The following is a 543-nucleotide window of genomic DNA, read 5'->3' on the forward strand; positions in this document are numbered from 1 at the left end:
CCGTGAACAGCTAGGTCAAATGCAAAACATGGGTGGCATGATGGGCATGCTAGACAAGCTACCAGGTATGTCTCAGCTACCATCTGACGTGAAAGACAAAGTCGATGACAAGATGTTCAAGCAAATGGAAGCGATCATCAGCTCAATGACGATGAAAGAGCGTCAACGTCCTGAAATCATTAAAGGTTCGCGTAAAAAGCGTATCGCTGCAGGTTCAGGTGTACAGGTTCAAGATGTTAACCGTCTACTGAAGCAGTTTACCCAAATGCAGAAGATGATGAAGAAAATGCAGAAGGGCGGCATGAAAGGCATGATGCGTAACATGCAAGGCATGATGGGCGGTATGGGTGGAGGCGGCGGCTTCAATCCATTTGGTCGATAATTCATCGATGTGACTATAGTTTCAGGGTGTTAGCTGCGTCACAAACTTGAATTTCGATTTATGTTGGTGAAAAAGTAACTAAACCCTTGCATTGCTCCGGGATAAGAGTAAAATTCCGGAGCTTTATTTTGGCACGAGACCCCAGATTGTTCAGGTTATTG

General features: G+C 45.1%; 1 pseudogene. It reads left to right on the plus strand.

The annotated features are described in order from the left end of the window. Positions 1-382 (plus strand): annotated as a pseudogene (locus R7Z49_RS27100) (signal recognition particle protein); the annotation flags it as partial. Positions 383-543: the final 161 nt, after the last annotated feature.

Origin of the sequence: Vibrio sp. 1562 (assembly GCF_033340155.1) — a bacterium.
GTDB classification, from domain to species: domain Bacteria; phylum Pseudomonadota; class Gammaproteobacteria; order Enterobacterales; family Vibrionaceae; genus Vibrio; species Vibrio alginolyticus.